Source organism: Mesobacillus subterraneus, from assembly GCF_000934845.1.
Taxonomy (GTDB): domain Bacteria; phylum Bacillota; class Bacilli; order Bacillales; family Cytobacillaceae; genus Mesobacillus; species Mesobacillus stamsii.
The window spans coordinates 12514-35246 of sequence record NZ_JXIQ01000100.1; the positions used below are offsets into that span (position 1 = coordinate 12514).

Annotated in this window: 26 protein-coding genes; 24 read left to right on the plus strand and 2 right to left on the minus strand. The window is 41.8% G+C overall.

Annotated elements, in window-relative coordinates:
- The first annotated feature begins 2 nt into the window (after positions 1-2).
- The 9 genes from spoIIAA to UB32_RS12935 all read left to right on the plus strand — a co-directional run bounded on the left by spoIIAA (position 3) and on the right by UB32_RS12935 (position 7731).
- Positions 3-353: an anti-sigma F factor antagonist gene (spoIIAA, locus tag UB32_RS12895; RefSeq protein ID WP_044394358.1), complete on the plus strand. Its 351-nt coding sequence runs from the start codon at positions 3-5 to the stop codon at positions 351-353.
- Positions 354-356: 3 nt separating this feature from the next.
- Entirely contained in the window at positions 357-797 is a 441-nt protein-coding gene (gene spoIIAB, locus UB32_RS12900; RefSeq protein ID WP_044394359.1) for an anti-sigma F factor, read from the plus strand.
- A gap of 13 nt (positions 798-810) precedes the next feature.
- Complete coding sequence (sigF, locus tag UB32_RS12905) at positions 811-1569, plus strand: RNA polymerase sporulation sigma factor SigF (protein WP_044394361.1); 759 nt, start codon at positions 811-813, stop codon at positions 1567-1569.
- A gap of 814 nt (positions 1570-2383) precedes the next feature.
- On the plus strand, positions 2384-3001 hold the full coding sequence (locus tag UB32_RS12910) for a stage V sporulation protein AA (protein WP_044394386.1): 618 nt from the start codon (positions 2384-2386) through the stop codon (positions 2999-3001).
- Entirely contained in the window at positions 2991-3413 is a 423-nt protein-coding gene (locus UB32_RS12915) for a stage V sporulation protein AB (RefSeq protein WP_044394362.1), read from the plus strand. Before UB32_RS12910 ends, UB32_RS12915 begins: the two co-directional genes overlap by 11 nt.
- A 30-nt stretch (positions 3414-3443) precedes the next feature.
- Positions 3444-4022: a stage V sporulation protein AE gene (locus UB32_RS12920; RefSeq protein WP_044394363.1), complete on the plus strand. Its 579-nt coding sequence runs from the start codon at positions 3444-3446 to the stop codon at positions 4020-4022.
- Entirely contained in the window at positions 4006-5484 is a 1479-nt protein-coding gene (locus tag UB32_RS12925; RefSeq protein ID WP_044394364.1) for a spore germination protein, read from the plus strand. The genes UB32_RS12920 and UB32_RS12925 overlap by 17 nt, the downstream gene beginning before the upstream one ends.
- 162 nt (positions 5485-5646) lie before the next feature.
- A complete protein-coding gene (lysA, locus tag UB32_RS12930; protein WP_044394365.1) occupies positions 5647-6966 on the plus strand; it encodes a diaminopimelate decarboxylase in 1320 nt (439 codons plus the stop codon).
- A 387-nt stretch (positions 6967-7353) separates the two neighbouring features.
- Entirely contained in the window at positions 7354-7731 is a 378-nt protein-coding gene (locus tag UB32_RS12935; protein ID WP_044394367.1) for a GNAT family N-acetyltransferase, read from the plus strand.
- A gap of 28 nt (positions 7732-7759) precedes the next feature.
- Here the strand turns inward: UB32_RS12935 and UB32_RS12940 are convergent, their stop codons facing one another.
- Complete coding sequence (locus UB32_RS12940; protein ID WP_044394368.1) at positions 7760-8284, minus strand: DUF309 domain-containing protein; 525 nt, start codon at positions 8282-8284, stop codon at positions 7760-7762.
- A gap of 141 nt (positions 8285-8425) precedes the next feature.
- Entirely contained in the window at positions 8426-8521 is a 96-nt protein-coding gene (locus UB32_RS19520) for a YjcZ family sporulation protein (protein ID WP_084221836.1), read from the minus strand.
- Positions 8522-8710: 189 nt separating this feature from the next.
- Between UB32_RS19520 and UB32_RS12945 the strand changes: the two genes are divergently transcribed.
- The 15 genes from UB32_RS12945 to UB32_RS13015 all read left to right on the plus strand — a co-directional run bounded on the left by UB32_RS12945 (position 8711) and on the right by UB32_RS13015 (position 22600).
- Entirely contained in the window at positions 8711-9454 is a 744-nt protein-coding gene (locus tag UB32_RS12945; protein ID WP_044394369.1) for a segregation/condensation protein A, read from the plus strand.
- A gap of 4 nt (positions 9455-9458) precedes the next feature.
- Complete coding sequence (gene scpB / locus UB32_RS12950) at positions 9459-10052, plus strand: SMC-Scp complex subunit ScpB (protein WP_044394370.1); 594 nt, start codon at positions 9459-9461, stop codon at positions 10050-10052.
- Positions 10053-10180: 128 nt separating this feature from the next.
- Positions 10181-10615 carry a hypothetical protein gene (locus UB32_RS12955; RefSeq protein WP_044394371.1) on the plus strand — a complete coding sequence of 145 codons (435 nt, stop codon included), beginning with the start codon at positions 10181-10183 and terminating at the stop codon, positions 10613-10615.
- Positions 10616-10684: 69 nt separating this feature from the next.
- Positions 10685-11173 (plus strand): YpuI family protein, encoded by a 489-nt coding sequence (locus UB32_RS12960; RefSeq protein ID WP_044394372.1) that lies wholly within the window; start codon positions 10685-10687, stop codon positions 11171-11173.
- 149 nt (positions 11174-11322) lie between these two features.
- Entirely contained in the window at positions 11323-12462 is a 1140-nt protein-coding gene (locus UB32_RS12965) for a D-alanyl-D-alanine carboxypeptidase family protein (protein ID WP_044394373.1), read from the plus strand.
- Positions 12455-13042 (plus strand): nucleoside recognition domain-containing protein, encoded by a 588-nt coding sequence (locus UB32_RS12970; RefSeq protein ID WP_044394374.1) that lies wholly within the window; start codon positions 12455-12457, stop codon positions 13040-13042. Before UB32_RS12965 ends, UB32_RS12970 begins: the two co-directional genes overlap by 8 nt.
- Positions 13043-13048: 6 nt before the next feature.
- Entirely contained in the window at positions 13049-13582 is a 534-nt protein-coding gene (locus UB32_RS12975) for a spore maturation protein (protein ID WP_044394375.1), read from the plus strand.
- A gap of 262 nt (positions 13583-13844) precedes the next feature.
- Positions 13845-14570: a 23S rRNA pseudouridine(2605) synthase RluB gene (gene rluB / locus UB32_RS12980; protein WP_044394376.1), complete on the plus strand. Its 726-nt coding sequence runs from the start codon at positions 13845-13847 to the stop codon at positions 14568-14570.
- Between the two features lie 63 nt (positions 14571-14633).
- The gene (gene resA / locus UB32_RS12985) at positions 14634-15155 is read left to right on the plus strand and encodes a thiol-disulfide oxidoreductase ResA (RefSeq protein WP_044394377.1); all 522 of its coding nucleotides are present in this window, start codon (positions 14634-14636) and stop codon (positions 15153-15155) included.
- Positions 15156-15181: 26 nt separating this feature from the next.
- Positions 15182-16807, plus strand: coding sequence for a cytochrome c biogenesis protein ResB (resB, locus tag UB32_RS12990; RefSeq protein WP_044394378.1), 1626 nt, complete (start codon positions 15182-15184; stop codon positions 16805-16807).
- An 11-nt stretch (positions 16808-16818) separates the two neighbouring features.
- A complete protein-coding gene (ccsB, locus tag UB32_RS12995) occupies positions 16819-18006 on the plus strand; it encodes a c-type cytochrome biogenesis protein CcsB (protein ID WP_044394379.1) in 1188 nt (395 codons plus the stop codon).
- A gap of 112 nt (positions 18007-18118) precedes the next feature.
- Positions 18119-18835 (plus strand): response regulator, encoded by a 717-nt coding sequence (locus UB32_RS13000; protein ID WP_044394380.1) that lies wholly within the window; start codon positions 18119-18121, stop codon positions 18833-18835.
- A complete protein-coding gene (locus UB32_RS13005) occupies positions 18832-20619 on the plus strand; it encodes an ATP-binding protein (RefSeq protein ID WP_044394381.1) in 1788 nt (595 codons plus the stop codon). The genes UB32_RS13000 and UB32_RS13005 overlap by 4 nt, the downstream gene beginning before the upstream one ends.
- Positions 20620-20841: 222 nt before the next feature.
- On the plus strand, positions 20842-21393 hold the full coding sequence (sigX, locus tag UB32_RS13010; RefSeq protein WP_044394382.1) for an RNA polymerase sigma factor SigX: 552 nt from the start codon (positions 20842-20844) through the stop codon (positions 21391-21393).
- Positions 21368-22600, plus strand: a complete 1233-nt coding sequence (locus UB32_RS13015; RefSeq protein WP_044394383.1) for a hypothetical protein — start codon at positions 21368-21370, stop codon at positions 22598-22600. The genes sigX and UB32_RS13015 overlap by 26 nt, the downstream gene beginning before the upstream one ends.
- The last annotated feature ends 133 nt before the right edge of the window (positions 22601-22733 follow it).

The window sequence follows — 22733 nt, forward strand, 5'->3', positions numbered from 1 at the left end:
TAGTGAGTCTTAACATTGATATGAAAGTGAAGCAGGATGTCTTACTAATTCGGATTAGTGGTGAATTGGATCATCACACCGCAGACGAGCTTCGCGAGCAGGCAACAAAAGCCATTGAGAACGAAGGAATCCGCCATATTGTCATGAACCTCGAACATCTCACCTTTATGGATAGTTCGGGACTGGGTGTAATCTTGGGAAGATATAAACAAATTAAACAGCTTCATGGAGAAATGGTTGTTTGCGCAATCTCGCCGCCAATCAAACGGTTATTTGATATGTCGGGTTTATTCAAGATCATCCGTCTTGATCCGACGGAAGAATTTGCATTAGAGAGATTGGGGGTTGCATGATCCATGAAGAATGAAATGAATTTGTATTTTAGTGCGTTAAGTCAAAACGAATCCTTTGCCCGCGTAACCGTCGCGGCCTTCATTGCGCAGCTGGATCCGACAATGGACGAATTGACAGAAATCAAGACAGTCGTATCTGAAGCGGTAACAAATGCGATCATCCATGGATATGAGAGTGATCCAGACGGAAAGGTATTTATTTCTGTATTACTCAAGGATAGTTCGATCGAAATGCTGATAAAAGATGAAGGAATAGGAATTACCGATATCGATGAAGCCATGCAGCCACTTTATACATCAAAGCCAGAGCTGGAACGGTCAGGTATGGGCTTTACGATAATGGAAAATTTTATGGATGAAGTACAAGTGAGATCAGAGCCCGGCTTTGGGACAGAGATTCGTTTGAAAAAGCACCTGTCAAAGAGCAAAGCACTGTGCAATTAAGGGAGTTTTGCCGATGGATGTGGAGGTAAAAAAAGACAATAGCCAAACCTATCTTAAGGACAACGAAGTCAAGGAACTGATTTTGAGAAGCCAGCAAGGAGACCAGGCTGCAAGGGATTTGATTGTCCAGAAGAACATGCGACTCGTCTGGTCCGTCGTCCAGCGTTTTCTCAACAGAGGGTATGAGCCAGATGATCTGTTTCAAATTGGCAGTATTGGCCTCTTAAAGTCAGTTGATAAATTTGACCTGTCGTACGACGTAAAATTTTCAACCTATGCAGTTCCAATGATCATTGGTGAAATTCAGCGTTTCATCAGAGATGACGGGTCCGTAAAGGTAAGCAGGTCGCTTAAAGAGACCGGCAATAAAATCAGGAAGGCAAAAGACGAGCTTTCCAAAACATTTGGCAGGGTTCCTACCGTTAATGAAATCGCCGATTATCTCGAATTATCACCAGAAGATGTAGTCATGGCCCAGGAGGCAAGCCGAAGTCCCGCTTCCATCCATGAAACTGTCTATGAAAATGACGGCGATCCCATTACTCTGCTCGACCAGATCGATAATGGGGAAGAAGGCCGCTGGTTCGATAAAATTGCGTTAAAAGAGGCTATAAACGAACTGGAAGAACGGGAAAAGCTAATTGTATATTTGCGGTATTATAAAGATCAAACTCAGTCAGAAGTCGCAGTCCGGCTAGGTATCTCTCAAGTCCAAGTTTCACGGCTCGAAAAAAAAATACTGCAGCAAATGAAAGGCCGTATGGATCTTTGAATCCATATGGCTTTTTGTTTTTTCTGTAATCCACATTTAATTTCCTTGATTTGGACGGATTGGTGACCAAAAACAGAGAATCTTAGAGAAAGAGGTCACCAATGCAGCCGATTGGTGACCTAAAACACCGTAATTTGGAAAAAGAGGTCACCAATAGAGCTGATTGGTGCCTTGAAACACCAGTAACTGGGAAAACAGTACACCAATAGAGCTGATTGAAGCACTAAAACACCAGTAACTGGTAATTCGAGTCACCAATAACCCCGATTGGAGCACTGAAACACCAGTAACTGGGAAAACAGTACACCAATAGAGCTGATTGGAGCACTAAAACACCAGTAACTGGGAAAACAGTACACCAATAAAGGCGATTGGTGCACTAAAACACCAGTAACTGGGAAAACAGTACACCAATAAAGGCAATTGGTGCATTAAAACACCAATAACTGGTAATTCGAGTCACCAATAACCCCGATTGGAGCACTAAAACACCAGTAACTGGGAAAACAGTACACCAATAGAGCTGATTGGATCACTAAAACACCAGTAACTGGGAAAACAGTACACCAATACCCCGATTGGAGCACCGAAACACTAGTAACTGGAAAAGTGAGTCACCAATAACCCCAATTGGTACACCGAAAAACCATATTTCGGAAAAAGTATCACCAACAATCCAGGCAAATGCCTCAACTAAAATAAAAATCCCCGATCTATCAAGCACCCCAGCTTAACCAATTATTGGACATCATGAAAAGCGCCCGGCAATACATACTAAATATACGAGGAAATCAATGTGTTGGAAGTGATTCTGATGGAAAAAACGATTTATATCCGCATGCGGAATCGTGTGCAGGTCAAGCCAGAGGAAATCCTTTTATTAAAGGATATTGCTCAGATCATAGCCAGCGAAACTATCTATCAAGACCTTACAGTGCTTGAAGTAAAAAGGGTCTCGCCTAAGGATCATATCCATATTATTGATGTCATGAAGGTCATTCATTTCATTACAGCAATCTATCCAGATTATGAAGTTCAAGCTATTGGGCCCGCCCAAACAATTATTGAAGTGATTTACAAGAAGAAAGGGATGTCGATCCCGTTTTTCATCCTGGTTTGGATTTTGCTATTTTTCGGAGCAGCCTTAACGATCATGAATTTCCACGAAGATGTCAGCATGCAAACGGTGCATAAGAGGCTCTATTTTATCATGACGGGGAAAGAAGTCGAGAAGCCGCTATTATTCCAAATTCCTTATTCCATCGGCATTGGTGTTGGCATGATTCTGTTTTTTAACCATGTTTTTAAAAAGCGCCTCAATGAAGAGCCAAGTCCGCTCGAGGTTGAAATGTTTAATTATCAGCAATCGCTTGATCAATATGTCATTTTGTATGAAAACAAGGAAAGTGTGAAACATATTGATGACGATTAACATCTTGTTCATTATCATGATTGGTCTTGCTAGCGGGCTTGCAGTTGGCGCGGGTTTTGTTGCTTTCTTATCCGTTCTTGGAGTAATTCCAAGGCTAACGCAGTTGACAAAGACGATGAAGCTGATCGCCTGGTATGAATGGGCCGTAGTTTTTGGTGCCTTGCTAGGAACAGCAGGTAGTTTAAGGGACCCTGAATTACACTTATCTCCTTATGTTACCATCCCGCTTGGACTTACTGGGGGCATATTTGTCGGGATGATGGCCGCTGCGTTAACAGAGGTACTGAACGTGCTGCCGATTCTCGCAAAAAGGGTTCGTGTCGATGATAAGCTCGAGACGCTGTTAATGGCTATTGTGCTCGGGAAAGTATTCGGTTCATTGTTTCACTGGATATACTTTGTTGGACGATAAAAAAAGAGGTACGAGAAAGGACGGCAAATAATGGCCGAAAAAAGGAAGGTTATTCTCATTACAGATGGTGATGATTATGCACGGCGAGCTGTTGAGCAAGTAGCTGCCGATATTGACGGACGATGCATCTCTCTGTCACAAGGAAATCCATCCGTCCTTTCTGGCCCTCACCTCGTAAAGTTAATCAAAAAAGCCGTCAAGGACCCAGTACTGGTCATGTTTGATGATAGCGGCTATCTCGGAGAAGGAGCAGGAGAAAAGGCGCTTAAATATGTAGCAGAGCATGAGGACATCCAGGTGCTCGGTGTTCTCGCAGTAGCCTCGAAAACACATATGGAGGAATGGAGCCGAGTGGATTTCTGCATCGATCGGGATGGGGAACTCACTCCCTTTGGGGTCGATAAACATGGACTTCCGGAATTGGAAATGGGCAGGATTAATGGAGATACAGTCTATTGTCTGGACAAGCTCACAGTCCCTTTGATCATCGGCATAGGCGATATCGGCAAAATGGCCAGGCGTGATCATTATAAAATAGGTTCCCCTATCACAAAGAAAGCAGTGGAAATCATCCTAGAAAGGAGCGGATTCTATGCCAAAGAAAAATGACAAGCACCCAATCCCGCTTTCGTTGGACGAAGCTGAACGATATATGAAAGAAAGGGTTGGACTCGGGACTAGCTTTGATCTGGGTGTCCGGAAGTTGAAGATTTTAAAAAGGAATGTTCACTTATACTATGTTAACGGATTGTGTGATACTAACTTTATTGTACAAATGCTTGAAGAGTTAGTGGATATTAATGACAATGAGAGGCTTTCTTCCCATTTACAGGCAATAGTTGAAAACAGAATTACCAATCAATCTGTTGAAAAAATCAAAACAATGGATGAACTCGTCGATCAGGTCCTTACCGGTCTTATTGTAATTATCGTTGAAGGGGAAGCAACCGGATTGGTCGTGGATGTCAGAAGTTATCCGGGTAGACAGCCACAAGAACCAGATACAGAAAAGGTAGTTCGCGGGTCGCGTGATGGTTTTGTTGAAAATATCATCGTTAATACGGCGTTAACCCGACGAAGGATCAGAGATGAAAACCTTCGTTTCGAGATGATGAAGATTGGCGAAAGGTCTAAGGCGGATGTTGCCTTGGGATATATTAAAGATATTGCCAATCCGGGAATGATTGATGCGATTAAAAAAGAACTAAATACGATTAAAATCGATGGGATTACGATGGCTGATAAAACAATTGAAGAATTCCTTGTAAAGCAAGGCTATAATCCTTATCCGCTCGTCAGGTATACAGAAAGAGCCGATGTCGCCGCTACCCATTTGCTCGAAGGACATATTCTTATTTATGTCGACACTTCCCCAAGTGTCATCATCACGCCAACAACTTATTTTCATCATCTTCAACATGCCGAAGAGTACCGACAATCACCGGCAGTCGGTACAATGGTACGATGGGTGAGATTCCTGGGCGTCCTTCTCTCGATTCTCCTTTTGCCATTATGGTATCTATTCGTCCAGAATCCTGACTTGCTGCCAAAAGAAATATCTTTCATTGGACCTAATGAAGATTCCAATATACCAGTCTTCCTGCAGATCATGATGGCGGATATCGGCATTGAATTTCTGAGAATGGCTGCCATCCATACGCCGACACCACTTTCTACAGCAATGGGTTTAATCGCTGCCGTCCTGATTGGACAGATTGCCATTGATGTCGGTATGTTTGTACCCGAAGTAATCCTTTATGTAGCTGTAGCTTCAATAGGTACTTATGCCACACCTAGTTATGAACTGAGTGTTGCGAACAAGATAGGACGAGTATTCCTGCTGATCGTCACAGCCATATTCCATGTTCCAGGTTTTATGATAGGCACAACAGTTTGGCTCTTATTTTTAGCCCATATAAAATCGTTGAACACTCCTTACTTGTGGCCATTTATCCCTTTCCATCCAATGGCTTTTATGCAAATAATGATCAGAAGGGCCGTTCCTGGCTCAAAAATCCGTCCTAGTATTGTTCATGCGAGAAATCGCTACAAACAGCCTACGAACTCTTGACTGGACGATTGCGCGTTGCCGTTAATTATGATAAAGTGTTTTTAATTTACGAAAGAAATAAAGGGAAAAACAAATAGACAGTTCATCAACTGAGCTGTCTTTTTGGTACTAAAGGAATGAAAAGCGTTTAGGATCAATTTCGGCATGAGATGAGGAGATAAAATGCAATTTCATGGAACGGCAAAAACGAACAAACTGGGACATTTGGAGATTGGCGGTGTGGATACAGTTCAATTGGCTGAAAAATATGGAACTCCGCTTTATATTTATGATGTAGCTTTGATCAGAGATCGCGCAAGAGCTTTTAAAAGAACTTTTGAGAATGCGGGCATAACAGCACAAGTAGCATATGCGAGCAAAGCTTTTTCAACAGTGGCGATGGTGCAATTGGCTGCAGAAGAACATCTCTCTCTTGATGTCGTTTCAGGCGGGGAATTGTATACTGCGCTAACAGCTGGATTTCCGATGGAGAAAATTCATTTTCATGGAAATAATAAAAGCTATGAAGAGCTGGTCATGGCGATCGAGCACAATATTGGCTGCATAGTGGTCGACAATTTTTATGAGCTTGAGATGCTGAAGGAAGTTTGTAAGGAAAAGAACAAGACTACCAAAATTTTATTACGAGTGACACCAGGAATAGAAGCACATACTCACGACTATATTTTAACAGGCCAGGAAGATTCTAAATTCGGCTTTGATTTACAGAATGGACAGGCTGACGAGGCGATGCGCCTTGCTCTTGAAGCAAACCTGATGGAGGTGCTTGGATTGCATTGCCATATAGGTTCCCAAATATTTGAAACAACAGGATTCATTCTTGCTACTCAAAAAATCTTCGAAAAGTTGCAGCAATGGAAAAAAGATATGTCTTTCGAATCCACTGTCTTAAATCTTGGCGGTGGATTTGGGATCCGGTATACGGATGAAGATGACCCGATTCCAGCAGCACAATATGTAGAAGAAATCATTGCCGAGGTGAAAAAGCAGGCTTCCCTTTATTCAATGAAGCTGCCGGAAATCTGGATTGAGCCAGGACGCTCCCTTGTTGGAGATGCTGGAACCACCCTTTACCGAATAGGCTCAAGCAAAGATATTCCGAATGTTCGCAAGTATGTCGCGATCGATGGCGGAATGAGTGACAATATTCGTCCGGCATTGTATCAAGCCAAATACGAGGCTGTGCTTGCAAATAGAGTGCTGGACCAACCTGAGGAGACAGTTTCCATTGCCGGAAAATGCTGTGAATCAGGGGATATGCTCATCTGGGATCTTCCGCTTCCAAAGTCTGGTAGTCAAGATGTTTTAGCTGTTTTTTGTACGGGAGCATATGGCTATTCCATGTCAAACAATTATAACCGAATCCCAAGACCTGCAGTCGTATTTCTCGAGGATTCAAAAGAGACCCTTATTGTCCGCCGCGAAACATATGAGGATATGGTAAAATTAGATCTTCCGCTTAAAGAAAAGGTCAAAAGCTAAAAAAGCTGCATTTCGCAGCTTTTTTAGCTTTCCATTAGCTGTTTTAGAAAGAAACAGATTGGAGGTTCTAGATGAAAAAAAATAACTGGCTGTTATTTCTGTTGATTCTATTATTATCTATTGGCTGGGGAGCCTATTACTGGTTTTTTATTGTGCCAGGGCAATAGGTGAGAAAAAATTTGAAGTATCGGCACAGATTATGTATGATTATATCAGTTCAAGTTAGATAAGAACCAAAAAATGCCGAAAAACATATGATATCAACATGGGAAAAACCATTTGAATATACAGTGCTTGCCCACGAGGGGCGAAGGTTTAAAACTGTTGGAAAATGGAAAAAATAGAGTGATATCATTTATTACTGTCAAACCACAATGAGGGATATGTATGTTAATTCGCTATAAAAAGGCATTTGAAAAGATTGCGATGGGCTTGTTATCTTTCATGCCAAATGAGAAGGATTTAAAAAAATTGCAGCAGACGATGAAGAATTATGAAACAGAGGAGTCGTGGCAGCTGTTCTTATGGAAGGAAGGCGAAGACATCATCGGGCTTTTAGGTGTTCATTTCGCTGAGGATAAAAGGATGCAGCTTCAACACATTTCGGTGAACCCATCTCATCGACACCAAGGAATTGGAAGACGCATGGTCAATGCTTTGCAGGAGATGTTCCCAGAATGGACAACAATCGCCAATGATGAAACAGCATCTTTTTTTGAAAAATGCAGCAAGGAAGATCATAGTATTGGAGGCAGTGGATGCTAAATCCCTGCCTTTTCTTTTTTTAGAGACATTACCTGTTCTTTCTTGCTTCTAAAGCCATTATTCGTTCGGATATTATTTCGCTTCGATCCCTTGCTGAATGCCTGTGGATCAAGTCGAGATTGTCCATTTCGCTAGTTTTTCCCCAGGTGAAGCCATTTTGTTTGCATTCTTCAAGGCAAAGTTTTTTCAGTTCGGCGTCAATTATCGGCAATTGGAAACTAGTATATGGTATCTTGTTGAGTATCCTATTTTTTCTTTTCCCGAGAGTTACGTTCAATCGTTCAGGATCGATTCCTAACAGGCGGATAGCCGTCCTGTCTGCAGAAAAAATTTCCATTGCCTTATTTAAAGTTCTTAATGCCCCTGAAAAGTTTTTCCGGCGATGGTGATAAGTGGATACAGCCAGCAATATCAATGCAACCCAGATCGATCTTTTATTGTTGGTGTCTGTAGCTTTCCAATATTCCTCCAAAATTTCATGGCATTCAAAGTAATCCCTGTCGCCATGGAAATGGACGAGATATTGTATATAGGATGCTGGATACTTAGTCATGAAATCCCCCCAATCATTAACAATAGCTTAGCATAATTCTCCCTGTTCGTAGCATCAAAAAGCAATGAAGGTAGGAAAACGCCCGGCAACTGCCGGACGTTCCCTGGGCTGTTCAAAAGGCGCTTGCGCTTTTTGTTCTTCTTATAACCAAGCTGCTCCGACGATGATCAGCAATATGAAAAGCACGACAATTAAAGCAAATCCCGCTCCGTAGCCATAGCCTTTACCTTCAGACATGTAAAATACCTCCTAATAGTGAAATAGCCTACTATACATTTTTAGCGTATGCAGCATCAAAGAAAATGGTTTGGGCGTTTGAGGATTTCTTCCTGTAGTTTCTCTAACTTTAGGATGGATAACAGGTGGTGAATCTACTATACTTATAAAATGATGGGCAGTTCAAATTAGGGATATTGGTGAGAAATGATGCAATATAACGTAAAAATAGAGGCCTTTGAAGGTCCGTTGGATTTACTTCTGCACTTGATCCAAACTTTGGAAATTGATATTTACGATATCCCGGTAGCAGAAATCATAGAACAATATATGAGGTATATTCATGCGATGAAGGAATTGCAGTTGGATGTCGCGAGTGAGTATCTGGTAATGGCAGCAACGCTTTTAGCAATCAAAAGCAAAATGCTGCTTCCAAATCATGAAGAGGAACTAGACGAGGAATTTGAATTCGGTGAGGAAGAAGATCCTCGAAACGAGCTTGTCGAGAAATTGATTGAATATAAAAAGTTCAAAGAGGCTGCCAGTGAGTTAAAGTCGCTTGAAGAGGAAAGAGGACTCATGTATACGAAACCTCCATGTGATCTATCTGAGTATGCTAAGGATAGCAGGAACGAAAACGTCGATCTTGAGGTCTCTTTGTATGATATGTTAAGTGCTTTTCAAAAGCTATTAAGGAGGAAAAAGCTTCAAAGACCGATGTCCACCAAGATCATGCGGCAGGAAATAACGATTGAAAAAAGAATGATCGAGATTTTGGCATTTTTGAAAGAAAATGGAACGAAGAAAAAATTCAATGAGTTATTCCCTGAACCCGATCGGGAGCATATTGTCGTTACCTTCCTGGCAATCCTTGAGTTGATCAAACGAAGAGAAATCGATGTGGAGCAGGAGCAAAACTTTGCTGAAATTTATATGACAGCCAGAAAGGAGTAATGCATTGGAAATTGAAAAGTGGAAGGGAATACTGGAGAGTCTGTTGTTTGCTGCTGGAGATGAAGGCTTAAGCCTAAAGCAAATTACTTCTGTGCTGGAGATCGAGGAAATCCAGGCCAATACAATCCTTGCCGAAATGCAGCGTGACTATGACCAGGATGAACATCGCGGTATTACTATTGTCCAACTCGCAGGAGTATATCAGCTTGCAACAAAGAAAGAACATGCTGAATATCTCAAAAAGTTAGTTGAATCACCAGGTACCGCACATTTATCCCAGGCAGCGCTAGAAACTCTAGCGATTGTTGCCTATAAACAGCCGATTACTCGCACCGAAATTGAAGAAATTCGCGGAGTAAAAACCGAGAGGCCGCTTCATACGCTTTCTTCCCGCGCCCTGATCAAGGAAATTGGAAGAGCAGAAGGAACCGGACGTGCCTTTTTGTATGGCACAACAAAGGAATTCCTCGATTACTTCGGTTTGAAAAACATAAACGAGCTTCCGCCTCTGCCAGAAAGTATGGAAGAAGATGATTTGCAGGAGGATGCCGATCTGTTTTTCGAGAAAATCCAGGAAACAATGAAGATAGATGAATAGTATGTGCACAAAGTTTAGAAATTATGATAAAATCGAAATAATCATTCAGAAAGTGCAAACTGATCAGCCATTTATACGATTCTTGCTACATAAGGATGTAAGAATGAATGTCCGACGGGAGGTTAACCATGCTTATAAAGCAATGTGTTGGTTATGAGCTAGAAAAGGAACAATCGAACACTTCAGAGGATTTTTTCAACCGCAGCGAAGTCACCTTTGTAGAAGAAGGAAGAGAAAAAACTTTATACGTATTGTATGTAAGGTATTTCGATGAGCTGGTTGGAAGCATTCCTCCATTCACTGAAAACCCAGTTTTTAAAGCCAGTACGAAGGAAATATATATGAAGGATCTGGTGGCACTGGCAGCACTTTTGAAGAATCCGGAGTACAGACACCGTAAAAGGGTATATATTAGTGAACAAAAATCGTTCGCAAATCTTTTCAAAGGCCTTGATTTCAGTAAAATCCCTGGAATATATGAGGGCATTGAGCAAAAAGGCTCATATGAGGTTCGTTCTCCACTAGATTTTATTATCCAGCCGGTGCATAAAAATGAAGTGTAATGAGAATTCTTGGGACGTCATTACCTTACCTATAAAAGATGCGGTAAAAAAAACAATGGGGGTGTCATTTTGAGCAATACAATCGTAAAAACGCAAATTGAAGACGTAAGTAAGTTCTTGACCACCACGGTCGTTACGCTCGAGAGCTTTCTAAACGGAACGACTTTAGAGGGGTTACACCAAGAACAGCCGGCAGAGGAGGAATACTATAAAACCATCCTCTCCAGTCTCCGAAAGCTTGCGGTTTATTGTGAAGAAGGGCTAGATGCCTGCAAGGTAATCCTGCAAGCCGAAGTTTTTTCCAAACCAGCAGCAGAAAAGACATTATACAGGATCTATTATCAGTGCATCGAAGAATTCTTTTCTCCAAAAAACGATGCCTGGTATGAAGATAGTCGATCCGCTTATACCGGCAAGAATGCCATCAAGTTCAGGGAGCCAGTCGCACCTGTGCTAAGCAACTTGCTCATCAGCCTGGAAAGCGGCTTCCAGGGAATCCGAGAAGAACTAGAATACTATGAAACAGATTACCGGACAAAAATGCTTCAATCAAGATAATACCCCTCAAAGGAACAGCCAACCCAGCTGTTCCTTTTTTATTTCCCAGATGTGGCAGAGTATGGGCTACACACGGTAAAACAGATGTCATAACATACCTTGTCCTGCATAAACTTGTACAAACTGCTAAAGGAGACGAGGGTCAATCAATGAAAAGGATTTGGGTGAAACTAGTAGTGATCGTCACTTTGTTGATCTGCAGCATTCCCGGAACAGTCCAGGCCTCTGTTTCCGTAAGTGCCCAGAGTGCTATTTTAGTGGAACAGGAATCAGGAAGAGTCTTATTCGAAAAAGATGCTCACAAGGTGAGCAGGATTGCCAGTATTACAAAAATCATGACAGCAATTCTGGCGATCGAATCTGGGAAACTAGATGAAATGGTGAAAGTAAGTGATCAGGCAGTTCAGACGGAGGGATCGTCGATTTATTTAAAACCTGGTGAAAAAATCAGACTGGAAGACCTTGTGTATGGGCTGATGCTTAGATCAGGGAATGACGCGGCAGTCGCAATTGCGGAACATGTGGGAGGCAGCGTCGATGGGTTCGTATACATGATGAATGAGAAAGCACAGCAACTCGGGATGATTGATACTCATTTTGCCAATCCGCATGGTCTCGATGATCATGAAAACCATGTATCAACTGCTTATGATATGGCATTATTGACGCGTTATGCGATGAACAATGAAACATACAAGAAGATCACGGCAACAAAGGTTCACAGGGCTCCTAATCCAACAGAAACCTGGGATAGGGTATGGGAAAATAAGAACAGGCTCCTTACAGAAAAATACAAATATAGTACCGGAGGGAAAACTGGTTACACAAAAAGGGCGAATAGGACGCTAGTATCTACTGCAAAAAAGGGCGATTTCGCAATGATCGCCGTCACACTCAATGCCCCCGACGATTGGAACGACCATATTCAGATGTTTGAAACGACATATTCCGATTATGATATCGCAGAAATTCTTTCGAAAGGAAAAGTGGATGGAGTCAAGGACTCTGCCTTTAAAAATAAAGTTTATTTGGACCATTCCTTTGTTTATCCGTTAACTTCAGAAGAAGAAAAGCTAGTGAGGATAGAATATCAATTAAAAAAACCAGGACAGTCAAACCGCGCTTTGCCGAGTCAGCAGATTGTCGGCCGGGCTAATGTATACCTTAAAGATAAACAGATTGGCAGTTTGCCAGTGTATTACCAAAGGGCAGAAAAAGAGAACAAGTCTTTTTTTGATTTTTTTAAAGATATTTTCACCTTAATAGCCGGGGTCAAAGACCATGGTTAACTATATTTGGGCGGCAATGATTTTAATCGGTTTTGGATTTGCGATGATCAATGGCACAATGACAGAGGTGAACGAAGCGGTCTTTTCAGGGGCAAAGGAGGCGGTAACGATCAGCATTGGCTTGATCAGCATCCTTGTTTTCTGGTTAGGAATGATGAGGATCGCGGAGGATGCAGGATTATTGTCTAAACTCTCCAGCTTATTTAAGCCTTTCATCTCCAAGCTGTTTCCAGAAGTGCCTTCCAGTCATCCTGCCATGGGTTATATTTTGTCAAACATGATCGCAAACATGTTTGGACTTGGGAATGCAGCAACACCTCTAGGAATCAAAGCAATGGAAGAACTGAAAGACTTGAATGGAGGAAAAAACGAAGTCAGTCGTTCCATGATCACCTTCCTCGCGATAAATACCGCAAGTATCACGTTCATCCCGACAACAGTTATTTCTATCAGGATGAATTATCATTCCGAAAATCCAACTGAAATCGTTGGGCCGACCCTTGTGGCAACCGCAGTTTCAGCAGTTGCAGCGGTGCTGATTGATAAATTTTTTCACTATAGACGAAGCAAAAAGGGGTAAATTAAAATGGAAATTGTTTCTGCGATATCACTATGGTTCATTCCTGTCTTGATCGCTTTTATTCTGATGTATGGAACGTATAAAAAAGTTCCAACGTATGAAAGTTTTACGGAAGGCGGTAAAGAAGGGATCAAATTGGCTGTGTCGCTCATGCCGTTTCTTGTAGGGATGATGGTTGCCATTGCCGTCTTTAGGGCATCGGGGGCACTTGATGTCCTGGTGAATTGGATTCGTCCAAGCTTGGAGATTGTGGGAATTCCCGCGGAAATTGTCCCGCTTGCTTTGATCAGGCCGATATCGGGGACAGCTGCACTGGGAATTACGAGCGACCTGATTAGTGTCCATGGACCGGACTCGTTTATTGGTACCCTTGCTTCCACGCTACAGGGAAGTACGGACACGACCTTTTATGTCCTTACCGTTTATTTCGGGGCAGTCGGAATCAAAAAGATGGGCGATGCACTCAAAGTCGGCTTGCTAGCGGACGCAGTAGCAATTGTAACAGCGATCATTGTTGTCACCTTAATGTTCCCGAAATGAACAATACTTGACTAAACAAGGACGGTGTTTCACTAGGTGTTCATCACGACCGAGAAAAAGAAGAAGCTGCCGTTTTAAAGGCAGCTTCTTCTTTTTTAAAGAGTTGAAGAAAACGAATGTTAAAGATTAATAAATTTTATTGATTTATTTTATGCTTTTTATACCATTGCTTACTTTGAAATAAGAGAAAGTTATGTCATAATTCATAAGGATAGATAGTTGAATACGAAAGGTAATTGATCTTAATTAGGAGTGACCTTCAATGGAACGACTGCAAAAAGTGATTGCACACGCAGGGATAGCATCGAGAAGAAAAGCAGAGGAAATGATCCTCGAAGGCAGGGTTAAGGTGAATGGCAACGTAGTCAAAGAACTCGGCCGCAAGGTGACTTCCTCTGATCAAGTCGAAGTGGATGGAGTAAAGATTGAAGGAGAAGAACCGGTATATTTCTTGTTCTATAAACCTCGCGGCGTTATTTCGAGTGTCGAGGATGACAAAGGGCGAAAAGTGGTGACCGACTTTTTCCGGAAAGTTGAACAGCGGATATATCCTGTTGGTAGGCTGGATTATGATACATCAGGCTTACTTTTGTTGACGAACGACGGAGAGTTTGCCAATTGGCTTATGCATCCGAGCAATGAAATTGACAAGGTTTATGTTGCAAAGGTGAAAGGAATTCCGTCTCGAGAAAAGTTGATAAGCCTGGCACGAGGCGTAATGCTAGAAGATGGCAAAACGGCTCCGGCAAAAACCAAGTTGCTGAATGTCGATAAAAGGAAAGATACAGCAATTGTCGAAATTACGATTCATGAGGGAAGAAATAGGCAGGTCAGACGAATGTTCGAGGCAATTGGCCATCCTGTTTTGAAACTAAAACGTGAAAAGTATGGATTTCTTACTTTGAATGGTCTGAGAACGGGAGAAATAAGAGAGCTTACCCATCATGAAGTAAAACAGCTTCGTGTTTTGGCAATGAAAAAGTCATGACTTTTCAACATAAAAATAGGTAGAATGTTATAATAAAGGAGAAAAACATGGGGGGATAGGGGAATGAAGAAAAAACGACTTATCACTCGGACAATCATTCTCGTCGTAATGGCTTTGGCTGTCGGATATACATTATATGCAAACATGAATAAGGATAAGAATAATAAAATCGTCGTTGGAGAACCTGCTCCAGATTTTGTCCTTGTTGATATGGAAGGCAATAAGCATAGGCTGTCAGAATATAAGGGACAAGGGGTGTTCCTGAACTTCTGGGCAACCTGGTGCAAACCTTGCGAAAGGGAAATGCCTTATATTGAAAATCAGTACCAGCAGTTCAAGGATCAGGGGGTACAGGTGCTGGCGATTGATTCCGGTGAAACAGACCTGGTTGTCAACAGATTTATCGATCGAAAAGGACTGAATTTTCCTGTGATGATTGACGATGGAGCAGTCCAGTCAACATACGGAATCAATCCGCTGCCGATTACTTTTCTGATTGACAAGGAAGGCAATGTAGTGAGAATTCATACCGGGGAATTAACGGAAGAAACAGTCCGTGCATTCATGGAACAGATTAAACCTTAAAGTAAGGGGAACAGGGAGTTTTTAGCATGAAAGAAGTAAAATGTGAGTGCGGCCATGTCAATCCGCAGGGAACGATCCTTTGTGAGTCTTGCGGAAGATTGCTGGAGGACAACGAGAAAGAAAAGCAGCTTATTGACATGCGCTATGAGGGAAGTGCCCGTCGTTCACAAACGTATAACAAGACGATAATTGATAAGATATGGAATTTCTTTTCCTCCGTGAAAGTGGGGGTATCGCTAATCATTATCCTCTTGATCGCATCTTCATTAGGAACGATTTTTCCACAGGAAATGTACATTCCACCGCTTTTGCCAGCATCAGAATACTATGGCGAAAAGTATGGCTGGCTGGGAAAACTATATTATGATCTTGGATTCCATAATCTATACAGTTCCTGGTGGTATTTAATCCTAATTGCGGCTCTTGGCATTTCACTTGTTATTGCCAGTCTGGACAGAGTTGTCCCATTATATAGATCCCTTAAAAACCAACGAGTAAAAAGACATGAGAGTTTCTTGAAACGCCAGCGGATGTTCCATGTGTCAGATGCTGAATTGCCCGAGGAAGCATCGGCGAAAATCAAAGCCAAGTTAGCAAAAAAGAGATACAAACTGCGAGAGGAAGATGGGGATCTCCTTGCAGAAAAAAACCGTTTCTCCAGATGGGGTCCCTATGTTAACCACCTTGGCCTGATCATTTTTTTAATAGGCGGCATGCTTCGCTTCGTTCCGGGAATGTATGTAGATGAAATTCTTTGGTTGAGGGATGGCGAGACGAAATCGATTCCTGGTACGGAAGGCCGCTATTATTTGAAAAACAATCAATTTATTTTCGAAGTATATGATAAGGATAAGGATGAAAAAGTCTTTAAGGATGCTATTAGTAAGGTTGGCACAGTCGTGAAAAACTATCAGACGAATGCGACTCTTTACGAACGGCAGGGGGACATAATTCCTGGTGAAACCCCAAAACTTGAAAAGGTACGCGATCAGTCCATCCAGGTTAATAAACCTTTGAAAATAGATGGTTACGCCTTATATCAAGTCGATTATAAGCTTGGGGAAATGAGCAAAATGGCATTCAAGCTGGAGAATAAACAGACAAAAGAGCAATTTGGCGATCTTGTAGTAGATTTATACGATCCCAAAATGAGCTATGACTTAGGAAAAGGGTACAAAGTGGAAGTAATGAGCTATTTCCCGGACTTTGAGTTTAATGAAGACGGAGAGCCTGCGACGAAATCACGTGTTCCAAATAATCCTGCCTTCATTTTCAACATGATCACTCCCGATAAGCCCGATGGCGAAGTTAGTTTCGTCGCAATTAGGCAGAATCTTGAGCCTTTGGGAGAAAATGATTACAAAATGACCTTCGCAGGAATCGAAACAAAGAATGTAACAGCACTGACTGTCAGAAAAGACTATACACTATGGATAATCGGGCTTGGAGGACTGATCTTCATGATCGGTGTCGTCCAGGGTGCGTACTGGAACCATCGCCGCCTATGGATAAGAAGAATAAATGGCCAGATTTGGACAGCTGCGCACACAAATAAAAATTGGTATGGTCTGAAGAGAGAGCTAGATGAAGTCTTTGCTGATTCGGGAATCGATGCACCAAAGGACCAGGAAGCCGAAGACAAAAAGGAGTAGGAGGGAATACAATGGTTGAGTTAAGTTCTAATTTTTTGTTTACAGCTTTTATCCTCTATTTAGTCGGTATTTTGTTTTTTGGAGGAGCGATCAAGGACAAGAGACATGCTGATAAAAAGGCTGGTCCAAATAGATGGGCCAAGATTGGCATCATCATCACAATTGCTGGATTCGTGTCTCAGCTGATATTTTTCATCTTAAGATGGATTGCATCCGGGCATGCACCTGTCAGCAATCTATTTGAGTTTACGACCTTCTTTGGCATGTCACTAGTAGGTGCCTTCATCTTCATATATTTCATGTATAAAACGCCTTTGCTTGGCTTGTTCACACTGCCAATAGCGGCTTTAATTATTGCTTATGGAAGCATGTTTCCGAGGGATGTCACCCCCTTGATCCCTGCATTACAAAGTTATTGGCTTCATATTCATGTTACGACTACCGCAATTGGTCAATCGATTTTGGCAGTCAGTTTTGCTGCCGGCTTGATTTATCTTGTGAAAAGCGTCGACCAGCAAAAAAGAACGAAAAGCAATATTTGGCTGGAGGTTGTCTTGTTTGGATTAGTCAGTACACTCGGGTTTGTGTTTGTATCAAGCTATTTTGCTGCAACCGATTATTCGGTAAACTTCAACTATATAAACAAAGACGGACAGCCCGATACAGAGAAATATTCGCTCCCTGCTCTCGTAGGGCCTTATCAGTATGAAATGACAGATCAGAGTCGTTTTGAGCCATTGTTTAAAACACCTGCCATCATCAGTGCAAGAAAATTAAATACAGTTATTTGGTCGATTGGAGCGGGCATTGTATTATATGGTTTCTTAAGACTCATCCTGCGCAAACGTGTCGCTGCTGCCATTCAGCCGTGGACGAAGAATATTAATTTAGATCTTGTGGATGAAATAGGCTACCGTTCCGTGCTGATCGGTTTCCCAGTCTTTACGCTCGGCGGGCTGATTTTTGCTATGATTTGGGCCCAAATTGCCTGGACAAGATTCTGGGGCTGGGATCCAAAAGAGGTGTGGGCATTGATTACCTGGTTATTTTATGCAGCGTTCCTTCATTTGCGGCTTTCAAAAGGCTGGCATGGGCAAAAATCAGCATGGCTGGCGGTAATTGGTTTTATTATTATTATGTTCAACCTTGTAGCGGTAAACCTTGTGATCGCGGGTCTTCATTCTTATGCAGGATCGTAAAATTGTGTCAAATTCATGACAGCCTTCACTGTTTTAAGTGAAGGCCTTTTTTAAAAAAACATGGTAAGAACACGTTTGTTTATGTAAAATAATTGCAGGAGGGATATACCTGATGGAAAAAGAAGTGAAGATTTTAGTTGTCGATGATGAAGATAGAATCAGAAGATTATTGAAGATGTATCTTGAAAGAGAAAACTATATAATCGATGAAGCTGCAGATGGCAATGAGGCACTAGCGAAATCACTTGCAAACGATTACGATGTCATCCTGCTTGATTTAATGATGCCAGGAAAAGATGGAATCGAAGTTTGCCGTGACCTTCGCGAAAAGAAATCGACGCCTGTCATCATGCTTACAGCAAAAGGAGAGGAAGTAAACAGAGTACAGGGCTTTGAGGTCGGTACGGATGATTACATTGTTAAACCATTCAGTCCGCGCGAAGTTGTATTGCGAGTCAAAGCGATGTTGCGACGTTCTTCCAGTACAAGTTATCTGCAGACTGAAACGACTGCAAAAGACGTGATTGTTTTCCCTCATTTAACCATTGATAATGATGCTCATAGGGTTTTAGCTGATGGCAAGGAAGTCAGTTTAACACCAAAGGAATATGAATTGCTTTATTTCCTATCAAAAACACCGGATAAGGTATTTGACCGTGAACAATTGTTGAAGGAAGTATGGCATTACGAATTTTTTGGTGATTTGCGTACGGTAGATACGCATGTAAAAAGACTGCGCGAGAAGCTGAACAAAGTATCCGAACAGGCTGCAAAAATGATTGTGACCGTCTGGGGGGTAGGCTACAAATTCGAGGTAGTCAATGAATGATGTTTTGGAGAAGCGTAGTAGGAAAACTATGGATTACCATCCTATTGCTCGTTTCATTCGTATTGTTCATTCTGACAGTAACCTTGTTGCAATTTTTTGAAAACTATCATATTAATGAAACCCGCAAAGACATGATCCACACAGCTGAAAAAATCGCCAGGGTGCTCAAAGAACATCCTGGTAACGAAGAAGCTTTGGCTCTTGAGATCGCTTGGGAACTCATTGATGACAATGAAAAGGTAACGGTCATCAAAGATCAAAATACGTATTTATATTCTCCCAGCAGCGACGAAACAACTCATGTACCCATTTCTTTTTATACAACAGATAAAGATTTGTCGTTAGTTTTCGAAAGAGATAAGACAGTTGATATGATCACTTCCTTGCCAAATGATACAAACGAGGCAGGGTCTACTCAATATTTAATGATTGGAGTACCGCTTCATCAACAAGAAAAAGAAAACGGTGCTGTTTTTATTTATCAATCCCTGGCAGTAATGGAAGAAACGACAAAACTGACTTCTAAATTCATTTTGCTAGCTGCTGGCGTTGCTATCATACTTACAACCATCTTTGCTTTCTTCCTGTTAACGAGAATTACTTCTCCATTAAGAAAAATGAGGGAAGCTGCCTTTGAAGTTGCCAGAGGGAAATTTGATACAAAAGTACCGATTCTCACTCATGATGAAATTGGGGAATTAGCCACGGCCTTTAATCAAATGGGACGACAGTTAAAATTCAACATGAATGCCCTCAGCCAGGAAAAGGAACAGCTAACAAGCATTCTTAGCTCGATGGCGGATGGGGTCATTACCTTCAATCGTGATGGAACCATCTTGATTACCAATCCTCCTGCTGAAATATTTCTTAGAAATTGGTATTATGAGCAAGGGCTCGCATCAGAAAATTCAGATGCGGTTCCCTCAGAAGTGATGGAACTGTTCCTGTTGGCAGTTAATACAGAGAAAGAACAAGTTGGCGAAATTTCAGCCCAGGGAAGAACATGGGTCATCATAGTCAGTCCTCTTTATAATAAACGCTTCATCCGCGGGGCTGTCGCCGTAGTAAGAGACATGACCGAGGAAAGAAAACTCGACAAAATGAGGGAAGATTTTATCGCAAATGTTTCACATGAACTTCGTACTCCCATTTCGCTGTTGCAAGGATATAGTGAAGCGATAGTGGATGAAATTGCCCAGACGGACGAAGAGAAAAAGGAAATGGCGAAAGTCATTTACGATGAGTCTCTCCGAATGGGCCGTCTCGTCAACGAACTCCTTGATTTAGCCCGCATGCAAGCAGGTCATACCCTGTTAAACCTTGAGTCCGTCGAATTGAAACCATATATAAACAGAGTGATCCGCAAGTTTCAAGGACTGACAAAAGAAAAAGGGATTGAACTGTCTGTCAAACTCGAAACAGAGGAACGCTTCTTTCGGATGGATCCAGACAGAATCGAACAAGTATTGACTAATTTAATCGATAATGCGATCAGGCATGTTCCAGATTCTGCGTCTGTAGAAATTATTGGGCGTACCGATGAGCGAGGCTTGTATATCGAAGTCAGTGACCAGGGGTCAGGTATACCGGAGGAAGACTTGCCGTTTTTGTTCGAACGCTTTTACAAGGGAGACAAGTCAAGGACACGTGGAGTTTCCGGAACAGGTCTAGGACTTGCGATTGCCAAAAATATTATCGACGCACATCGAGGAAATATCTCTGTAAAAAGCAAAATAGGACATGGTACAACATTTTCCTTTTTCATCCCCCGAAATATCGATTAACTTGCCGACTATTCTTGATTCACAAGGAACATTGTTTTTCCCACAAAAGGCTGTACTAATCTGTATCAGATTGGTACAGCCTTTTCGTTCAGGTGGAGTTTGTCTGACACGATCATTCTCTGAAAAAATCCTTTCATTTCCAAACGATAAATTATATAGTTAAGATGAAACTTTCTAAGTTGCTTTACGACTAATCTTATAAATACGGAGGCGAAAAGACCTATGAACTCCGTTTTTGATGAATTGTATCAAAAATATCATCATGACGTTTTTCAATTTTTATTTTATATGGTGAAAAGCAGGGAATTAGCAGAGGATCTTATACAGGAAGTCTATATCCGTGTTCTCAAGGCGTATGACAGCTTTGAAGGCAAAAGCAGTGAGAAAACCTGGCTTTTCTCGATCGCGAGGAATGTCGCAATCGATCATTTCCGGAAACAAAAGGGCTGGAAGCAGCGATTGCTGGAAACCTTCGATCTGTCAGCAAGACAGGTAAGGGATGAACAGCCACTGCCCGAGGAAATGCTGCTTCAAAGCGAAGAAATCCAAATGATGTACAAGTGCCTCGATCAATGTACTCTTGACCAACGAATGGTCATCATCATGCGCTATATACATGAACTGACAATTTCTGAGACTGCCGAAGCTTTATCGTGGTCGGAAAGCAAGGTCAAGACGACCCAGCATCGCGCTTTAAAGACATTGAAAAAGCTTATGGAAGAAACGATAGAAAGGGAAGGGATGACTAGTGAAAAAGTCACAGCTAAGCGATAAGCAGCTAGAAGACCTCCTCGGCCAGATGCCAAAGATAAAGGATCATCGCGACTCTCGTGACATTTATCAGCATATCGCCCATCGAGCGGAAAAAAGAAGGAAAATGCCAACATGGGTCATTCCTGGAGCGGCTCTCGCTACAGTACTTTTCCTCGCGTTTATTCTCTCTCCAGGACTGTTAGGAAATAATCTTACAGGACAACAGAGTATGGACAGCAGTTTTTCTAAAGGTGATAAATCATCTATGAATACAGCAACTAGTGATGATTCTGCAAAGAAAAGTGCTGTTGAGCAAGGAAACACATTGATGGGGGACACTACAAATAAGAAAATAAATACGGAGGAATTTGCCGCAATGGATAAAGCCAATCCATATGCCGGGCTAATTTCGGTTTATCCAGACGAGCTCAGCTCCAAGTCGTCTCAAATTTTCACCTTTGCAATTCCTGATCAGCAGGCAATGGCAATTGTCCCCGTGTCGGTAATATGGCCGAAGGATAAAGGAAAATCCTGGATCGATAACTATATAGAAATAATGCCTAAACTTACGGAAGCTGAATGGGGGCTTACTGATTACTATCCAATAAACGGCAACTGGACGTATGACGAAGCGACAAGCACATTGACAATGGATGTGAAACAAGATCATCCATATAGATATGGAAGTGCAGCAGAGGTAAATTTTGTTGATTCGATGACTGATAATTTTACAGATGTTGGCATAGAAAAACTGCTTCTTACTACCGAAGGGGAACCGGGGGGTGAGTTAGGAAACTTTGGTCTGATGAAAGAAATTCCGCTAAATGCGGAAGCAACAAAAAGAAGAGCTTACTTGTTTTTAAAAGTGCAAGGGCTGACAAATCCCTATCTTGTGCCAACAAAAGACCAGCATAAATCAATTGACGAGGCATTTGCACAGATGGAGACTGGAGATGAAAAAGGATATCTTGCACCATCACTTCCAGATAATTTTAAGTTCGCCCAAAGTGTAACTAAGGATAAAGTGCTCGAGCTCACCTTATCTGATGAAACAAAGTTGAAGGAAGATTTTATGCCGAATCTCGAGGCGATCTTGATGACAGCAAGCGAGTTTGAGTATAAAGGTGTCAGATTTACCAATCCAAATATTGATCAGCTCGGACCGTTTAATCTGAAAGAAGTCCTCCCGGTGCCGCTCGCACCAAACAAGAAGGTTGTAAGGGAATAAATCAACCACCTTTTTAGCAAAATCAGCTACGCCATTTTTATCAAAAAGGAAGGCCGGAACAGGTGAGGCCACTGAAAATCTGCCGATTTTTAAGATTTTCTAGAAAATCCAAACGAAAAGAACCGATTCACTT